This is a genomic window from Massilia sp. YIM B02763 (assembly GCF_030412015.1).
Taxonomy (GTDB): Bacteria; Pseudomonadota; Gammaproteobacteria; order Burkholderiales; family Burkholderiaceae_D; genus Telluria.
On record NZ_JASNRD010000008.1, the window covers coordinates 201575 to 208695 of the forward strand.

The following is a 7121-nucleotide window of genomic DNA, read 5'->3' on the forward strand; positions in this document are numbered from 1 at the left end:
ATCTCCCCTTTTCTTGTATGCCGCAGCGCTTGCGCCGCGGCGACGGGAGATCGCGGTCGGCTCAAGCCACCTTGCGTCTCCCGCGCACTCCCGAACCGCCACGTCCGCGCCGCTCGATGCCCGGCGCGCCCGCGGGCGGATTGCCCGGCGGGTGCTCGTCCGGACCGTCCTGCTGCGGCACGTGGCGCTCACCCGGATAGGTTAGCACTTCTGCCGTTTCCCCGACGCGCGTCCACTCGAGCGGGAAATCGGTGCCGCGCCGCGCGCGCCAGCGCTGCGTGTGGCCGAGGGGATCGAGGTGCCAGTCGTGGCGCCCCGCGTCCGGCCCGCGCGTGGCCGCCGCCAGCGCGTCGACCGGCGCCTTCGGCACCCGGTATTCCGTGAGCAGGCCGTTCTTTTCGAGGAAGGTGTCGGTCAGCTGCGTGTAGCAGAAGCCGGACAGCGGACGGCAGCGGTGGATGGCGGCCATCAGTTCCTGGTAGCGCGCCAGCAGTTCCTTGCCGTCGCGCGCCACCGAGTATCCCCATCCGGGACCGTCTTCGACTTGCATCATGGCAATGCCACCGAACTCGGACAGGAACACGGGCTTGCCCGCGCCCGTGAAGCCGTCGATCACGATGCGGCGCCCGTCCGGCTGCACGTGGGCCAGCGTATGGTCGACGGCCTCGCGGTTGCCGTAGCGCTCGAGCAGCACCTGCGTGTCCTGGGCGTAGTCGTGCACGCACACGACGTCGCCGCACGGCGACTCCCAGCCGTCGTTGCCGATCACGGGGCGGGTGCCGTCCAGCGCCCGCGTCGTGTAGTACAGCGCGCGCACGAAGTCGACTTGGCGCCGGTCGTTCATCAGCTCCGGCACGCCCCAGGATTCGTTGGTCGGCACCCAGGCCACGATGCAGGGATGCGAGATATCGCGCTCGACCAGCTCCTTCCACTCCTCCAGCACGCCGTGCACGGTCTGGCTGGAGAAGCCGTAGGCCGAGGGCATCTCGCCCCACACGCACAGGCCCAGCACGTCGCACCAGTACAGCCAGCGCGGGTCCTCGGACTTCTGGTGCTTGCGCACACCGTTGAAGCCCAGGCGCTTGATGAGCAGCACGTCGTGGCGCAGCTGTTCGCTGGAAGCCACCATCAGGCTGTCCGGCCAGTAGCCCTGGTCGAGCACCATGCGCAGGTAGTAAGGGCGGCTGTTGAGCATGAAGCGGTCGCCCTGCACGCCGACGGTACGCAGGGCCGTGTAGCTGCGCACCTCGTCGACCAGCGCGCCGTCGGCGCTGCGGATCTCGATCTCGGCATCGATGAGCTGCGGGCTCTCCGGGCTCCACAGCCACAGGGCGCGGGCGTCGTCGATGCCGGGGTCGGGCAGCTGGAAGATGCGCGACAGGCGCGGGCCCGTCAGCAGGCAGCGGTCGTTGACGAGCACACGCTCGCCCAGCTTGAGCGTGACGTTGGCCATGCCGCCCTCCGGCACATGCGCGATGTCGGCATCCAGGCGGATCTGCCAGGCGGCGACGTCGGCGGTCCAGCGCAGCTGCGCCACGTGGGCGCGCGGCAGCTTCTCGATCCAGACGGTGCGCCAGATGCCGCTCGTGCGCGGGTACCAGATCTTGTGCGGGTCGCGCTCCCAATCCATCTTGCCGCGCGGCTTGTGCATGTCCTGCGGATCGTCGTCGGCCTGGACGGCGATCTCCACGGCCGAGCCGTCTAGGAAGCGGGTGACGTCCACCGAGAACGGGCTGTGGCCGCCGCGGTGCTCGATGGCGAACCTTCCATTGACCCAGACCCGGGCCCGGTAGTTCACGGCGCCGAAGTGCAGCACGAGACGCTCGCCCGTGCCCGGCGCCATGGCCGGGTCCAGCTGGATCGCGCGCCGGTACCACACGCGCCGGCGGTAGCCGGTGTCGTGCACGCCGCTGGCGCGCGCCTCGGGCGGATAGGGAACGACGATCGTGCGGTCGAACGGCACCTCGGACGGATCGACGAGCCGGGCATCGTCGTCGAGCATGGCCTGCCATGGGCCATCCAGGCTGCGCCAGGCGGCGCGCCGTAGTTGCGGGCGGGGGTATTCCACGGTGGCTCCTCGGCGCCGCGGCGGGCGCTTCGTTGTTTTCACCTACTCTATGGAGGCCGGCGCGCGCTCGCAAGTTCTTTCGCGTGACGAAACGTAACAGCGCGGGCGCCGTATCTTCAACGCGACAGACGGTACACGGCCACGCGCGAGAACGTCGCCGTCCACCCGGCCCCGCCCATCGCCACGAGCCCCAGCCGCGCGTCCGGCCCCAGCTTGTGGTTCCAGGTCGCGCCGCCGGTCCAGCGCCGCCCGTCCTGGCTCGAGAACGCCGTGTAGCGCTCCCCGCCCGGACCGCGCCGTATGTCCAGGCGCAGCCAGGTCTTCGTCCCCGGCGTGCCCGCGACCGTGTTGCCGTAGCGCGGATAGCCCGGTTCGACGGGCGCCAGCTCCTTCCCGAACTCGACCTGGCGCAGGCCGCCGCGGGCCAGCTCCACCAGCTTGACGTAGTTGTCGTCGTCGCGCATCAGAACGATGCCCGCCTGGACGGGCCGCGCGCAGCAGTCGTCCGGCGCGTCCAGGGCCATTTCCACCTCGATGCGCAGGTCGCCATCCGGCAGCGCCGCACGCAGCACGCTGGCGCTGTTCGTGTCGACGTACAGGTCGGCGTCCTGGGTCGAGAGCGCGAGGCCCGCCGGCCCCAGCGACCAGGCCCCCTTGGCGGGCGGGCGCAGCCAGCGCCAGCGGGGGTCCAGCCGCGGGCCGCGCAGCGAGTCGGCCCACAGGGGCGCGCCCGTCGCGGCGAGCACGTCTTCCGCCTTCGGGTGCACCTCTGCCGCGAGCGTGCCGGGAGCGACGGCAGGCGCGGCCTCCTCCGTGTCCGTGGGCGCGGCCCCGCCTCCGGCCAGCGGCCAGCCGTCGACCCAGTCGATGCGGTCGAGCAGCGCCGCGCGCTTGGTCAGCTTGTCCTTCGCGCTGAAGTACGGCGCATTGACGTCCACCGCGTGGTAGATCGTCCACCACTGCCCGGCCATGTCTGTAAAGACGGTATTGTGGCCGCCGCCGACCCAGCGGTTGCCGTTCTGCACGAGCACGGGCGATCCCCCGGCGCGGCGCGCCGCCATGTCGTAGCCGAGGCGGTCGCGGAACGGTCCCGTGGGGCTGCGCGCTCTTCCCACGTACACGACGTAGCCCGTCAACGGACCGGCGCAGCAGTCGGTGGCGGATGCGAACAGGTACCACCAGCCGCCGTGGCGGATCACCTCGGCCCCTTCGTAGCGTTCGTCCGCCCCGACCCGCACCGGCTTGCCCTGGGCGCGCATGCCGCGCGCGTCCAGCCGCACGACCCAGATCCCGCCGCCGTAGCTGCCGTAGTACAGCCAGTGGCGGCCGGCGTCGTCGGTGACGACCTTCGGATCGTAGGTCCAGAGGAAGTTGCAGCCAGGGCCGGCGCGGCGCGGCGCGACGACGGGACGCGTCTCGGCCTGCCAGGGTCCCGTGGGCGAGGACGACGTGGCCACGCCGATGGCGCTGTCGCGGTCGCAGCCCGGCTCCGGACTGTGGGCATCGGCGACGTCGGTCACCGTGAAGTACAGATAATAGCGGCCGTTCATGACGGTTGGCTCGGGCGCCCACAGGCCGGACGCGCCGGCGGCGAGGCCCGCCGGACGCTCCTCGAAGGCGTCGGCCACGAAGTTCCAGTGCACCAGGTCGGTGGAGCGGTAGATCGGCATCATGCGGAAATGCCAGTCGCCCTGCTCGCCGGGCCGCGGGCGTTCGCGCTTGCTGACCGGGTCGCTGGTGCAGTACAGGTACCAGGTCGGCGCCTCCGCGTTGGGGTCGCGCATGACGGCGGGATCGGCGCAGTTCTCGGCCGGCTCCCCGCTCGCAAGGCGTACGGACAGCGGGTTGCGGTAGGTCGTCGCGGGCGCAGGGGCCGCAGGGCCCGCAGCGGACGAACCAGCGGTGGCGGCGGTGGACGGCGCAGGCCGCGGCGCCTGCCCGGCCGCCGGCGCGAACGCCGTGGCCAGGGCAAGCGCCGCCAGCCCCGCCAGGGGGAATCGTGGCATGTCGTCTCCTGTCGTGCTGTTTTTTGGCCGAGCTTACTACTGCCCGGCCCGTCGTGCAGCACGTCAGGGAAAGAGGCTCAATGCCCCGTCGTCCTCGAGAACAAATTCATCACGAGCACGCCGGCCAGGATCAGCCCGATGCCCGCCAGCGCGCCCGCGTCGAGCTTCTGGCCGAACAGCAGCCAGCCAGACAGCGTCACCAGCACGATGCCCACGCCGGACCACACGGCATAGGTCACGCCGAGCGGGATCGTGCGCAGCGTCAGCGACAGGAAGTAGAACGCCAGCCCGTAGCCGGCGACGACGAGGACCGAAGGCAGCGGGCGGCTGAAGCCCGCGCTGGCCTTGAGGGCGGTGGTGGCGATCGTCTCGGACACGATGGCGACCGCCAGGCATAACCAATTGTTCATGATGACTCCTTTGCGTGGATGATGAACAACGCGCCGCCCGGATGTCAACGCCGGCCGCCTCCCGCTCCGGCGCAAGCGGCGCCGCTCTGCTATCATGACGGTCTTCATGGCTTCGATTTCCACAGATCCGACGATGTTGATGGGTTCGCAATGGCGCCGCCTGGCCGCCGCGGCCGTCCTGCTGGCGGCCGGCGTGCACGCGCCGGCGTCCGCACGGGACGTCGTGCTGCGTCCCTGGCCCGCCGCGCAGGCGACGCCGCCGCTCGACGCCGTCGATCTCGATGGCAAGCCCTTCGACCTCGCCCGCTTGCGCGGCAAGGTCGTCGTCGTGAATTTCTGGGCCACGTGGTGCGCTCCCTGCGTGGCGGAGATCCCCGTGCTGGCCAGGCTGGCCGGGCGCGACGGACTGGCCGTCGTCGGCGTCAACTACAAGGAAGGCATGCCGGCGATCCGCGGATTCACGGACGGCCACCCGATCCCCTACCCCGTGCTGCGCGATCGCGGCGGCGACGCGTTCAAGCTGTGGAGCCCGGGCGTGATGCCGACCACGGTCGTGCTCGACCGCCAGGGCCGCGCGCGCTGGCGCACCGTCGGCGAGATTCCCGCCGACGACACGGCGCTGGGCCGCGCGATCGACGCGCTGCTCGCGGAGCGGGACGGCGCCAAGCCGCACCAAGAATAACCAACAACACTAGGAAGACTGCAATGCAAGACACCAAACCGACCGCCCTGCGCCGTTCGCTGCTCAAAGCCGCCGGCGGCGCCCTGCTCGCCGGCGCCCTGCCGCGCACCGTGCTGGCCCAGCAACAGGAGCAGCAGCGCCCGTTCGCGCCCAAGCCGGGCGACTGGAAGGGCTACGAGGTGGTCACCAGGGTGAGCCTGCAGAATCCGACCGGCGCCTCGACCGTGTGGGTGCCCCTGCCCGTCATCGACACCGACTGGCAGCGCACGCTGTCCAACAACTGGAGCGGCAACGCCCGCTCGATGAAGGTCGCCACCGACGAGCACTACGGCGCCAAGTACCTGATCGCCCAGTTCGACGCCGGCGTCGTGCCCTCGCTGGAAGTCGTGTCGCGCGTCCAGACCCGCGACCGTGCGGAAGACTGGAAGCATGGCAAGGCTGCCACCGAAACCAGGGAAGACCTCGCGCTGTGGCTGCGCCCGACCGACCTGATGCCGCTGGACGGCATCGTCCTCAAGACCGCCAACCAGATCGTGGCCGGCGCCCGCACGGACGAAGACAAGGCCCAGCGCATCTACGACTGGATCATCCTGAACACCTTCCGCGAGCCGAAGGTCAAGGGCTGCGGCATCGGCGACATCAAGTCCATGCTGGAGACCGCGAACCTGAGCGGCAAGTGCGCCGACCTGAACGGCCTGTTCGTGGGCCTGTGCCGCGCCGTCGGCCTGCCGGCGCGCGACGTCTACGGCGTGCGCATCGCGCCGAGCGCCTTCCCGTACAAGGAACTGGGCGGCAAGCCGGCCGCCCTGCAGGGCGCCCAGCACTGCCGCGCCGAGGTCTGGCTCAAGCAGCACGGCTGGGTCGCCATGGACCCGGCCGACGTCACCAAGGTGATGCGCCAGGAGACCAGCGAATGGATCAAGGACGCCGACAACCCGATCGTGGCCCCGGTGCGCAAGGCGCTGTTCGGCGGCTGGGAAGGCAACTGGATGGGCTACAACTTCGGCCACGACGTGCGCCTGCAGGAGTCGAAGACCATCAAGCAGGTCGGCTTCCTGATGTACCCGCAGGCCGAGAGCAACGGCGAGCCGTACGACTCGCTGAATCCGGATGCCTTCAAGTACGTCATCACCTCGCGCGCCATCTGATCGCGCGGGCCGATCGATCCTCATGACGCCCCCGACCCTCGAGAGCGTGGACACCGGCACCGAGCGCAAGCTCGGGCGCCTGCTGGCGTTCGGCGTGCTGGCCACGCTGCTGGCCTCGACCTGCTGCGTGCTGCCGCTGGTATTGGTGCTGGTCGGGATCACGGGGGCCTGGATGGCGCACCTGCAGGCCCTCGCTCCCGTCACGCCCTACGCCATCGCGCTAGCCGTCGGCGCACTGGGCTGGGCCGGCTGGCTCGTGTTCCGTCCCCGCCGCTTCTGCACGCTGGCCGACGGCAGCTGCGCCAAGACGCGCCCGCTCATGCGCCGCGTCTTCATCGCCTGCGCCGTGTTCGCCGCCCTGCTGCTGGGCTTTCCGCTCATCGCCCCGCTGTTTTATTGACCCACTGGAATGACCATGAACGCCACCCGCATCCTGACCGCCACCGCCGCCCTGTTCGTCCTCGCCGCACCGCAGTTCGCGTCGGCCAAGCAGCAGACCGTGGAACTGAACGTACCGACCATGGACTGCGCCACCTGCCCGATCACGATCAAGGCGGCACTGTCCAAGGTGCCCGGCGTATCGAAGGTCAAGGTGAGCTACGAGAAGCGCGAAGCCGTGATCGTGTACGACGACGCCAAGGCCAGCCTGGCCGATTTGAAGAAGGCGACCGAGGACGTCGGGTATCCGGCGATGCTCAAGACGAGCCGCTGACATTGGCCGGGTGCAACCCGGCTGCCCGCACGACCGGCCGTCGTCCCCGCCCAGGCGCACTGCTGTCCGGGATAAATAAGGAAGAGCAGCTACGG

Annotated in this window: 7 protein-coding genes; 4 read left to right on the forward strand and 3 right to left on the reverse strand. The window is 70.3% G+C overall.

Going from position 1 to position 7121, the window contains the following annotated elements; all coding sequences use genetic code 11:
* Positions 1-61 precede the first annotated feature (61 nt).
* From QPK32_RS13140 to QPK32_RS13150, 3 genes are all read right to left on the reverse strand, one after another.
* Complete coding sequence (locus QPK32_RS13140; protein ID WP_290413260.1) at positions 62-2068, reverse strand: glycoside hydrolase family 2 TIM barrel-domain containing protein; 2007 nt, start codon at positions 2066-2068, stop codon at positions 62-64.
* 116 nt (positions 2069-2184) lie between these two features.
* Positions 2185-4074, reverse strand: coding sequence for a family 43 glycosylhydrolase (locus tag QPK32_RS13145; RefSeq protein ID WP_290413261.1), 1890 nt, complete (start codon positions 4072-4074; stop codon positions 2185-2187).
* Positions 4075-4151: 77 nt separating this feature from the next.
* Positions 4152-4484: a multidrug efflux SMR transporter gene (locus QPK32_RS13150; protein ID WP_290413262.1), complete on the reverse strand. Its 333-nt coding sequence runs from the start codon at positions 4482-4484 to the stop codon at positions 4152-4154.
* Positions 4485-4623: 139 nt separating this feature from the next.
* Between QPK32_RS13150 and QPK32_RS13155 the strand changes: the two genes are divergently transcribed.
* From QPK32_RS13155 to merP, 4 genes are read left to right on the forward strand one after another with little or no spacing between them, the layout of a single operon-like run.
* Positions 4624-5166, forward strand: a complete 543-nt coding sequence (locus QPK32_RS13155) for a TlpA disulfide reductase family protein (protein ID WP_290413263.1) — start codon at positions 4624-4626, stop codon at positions 5164-5166.
* 23 nt (positions 5167-5189) lie between these two features.
* Positions 5190-6314: a transglutaminase family protein gene (locus QPK32_RS13160; RefSeq protein WP_290413264.1), complete on the forward strand. Its 1125-nt coding sequence runs from the start codon at positions 5190-5192 to the stop codon at positions 6312-6314.
* A 22-nt stretch (positions 6315-6336) separates the two neighbouring features.
* Positions 6337-6714, forward strand: a complete 378-nt coding sequence (locus tag QPK32_RS13165) for a mercuric transporter MerT family protein (RefSeq protein ID WP_290413265.1) — start codon at positions 6337-6339, stop codon at positions 6712-6714.
* 15 nt (positions 6715-6729) lie between these two features.
* On the forward strand, positions 6730-7026 hold the full coding sequence (merP, locus tag QPK32_RS13170; protein ID WP_290413266.1) for a mercury resistance system periplasmic binding protein MerP: 297 nt from the start codon (positions 6730-6732) through the stop codon (positions 7024-7026).
* Positions 7027-7121 lie beyond the last annotated feature (95 nt).

Coding starts and splice junctions, on each gene's coding strand:
- QPK32_RS13165 (WP_290413265.1), top strand. CDS start 6,337: ATGACGCCCCCGACCCTCGAGAGCGTGGACACCGGCACCGAGCGCAAG.
- QPK32_RS13155 (WP_290413263.1), top strand. CDS start 4,624: ATGGGTTCGCAATGGCGCCGCCTGGCCGCCGCGGCCGTCCTGCTGGCG.
- QPK32_RS13145 (WP_290413261.1), bottom strand. CDS start 4,074: ATGCCACGATTCCCCCTGGCGGGGCTGGCGGCGCTTGCCCTGGCCACG.
- merP (WP_290413266.1), top strand. CDS start 6,730: ATGAACGCCACCCGCATCCTGACCGCCACCGCCGCCCTGTTCGTCCTC.
- QPK32_RS13150 (WP_290413262.1), bottom strand. CDS start 4,484: ATGAACAATTGGTTATGCCTGGCGGTCGCCATCGTGTCCGAGACGATC.
- QPK32_RS13160 (WP_290413264.1), top strand. CDS start 5,190: ATGCAAGACACCAAACCGACCGCCCTGCGCCGTTCGCTGCTCAAAGCC.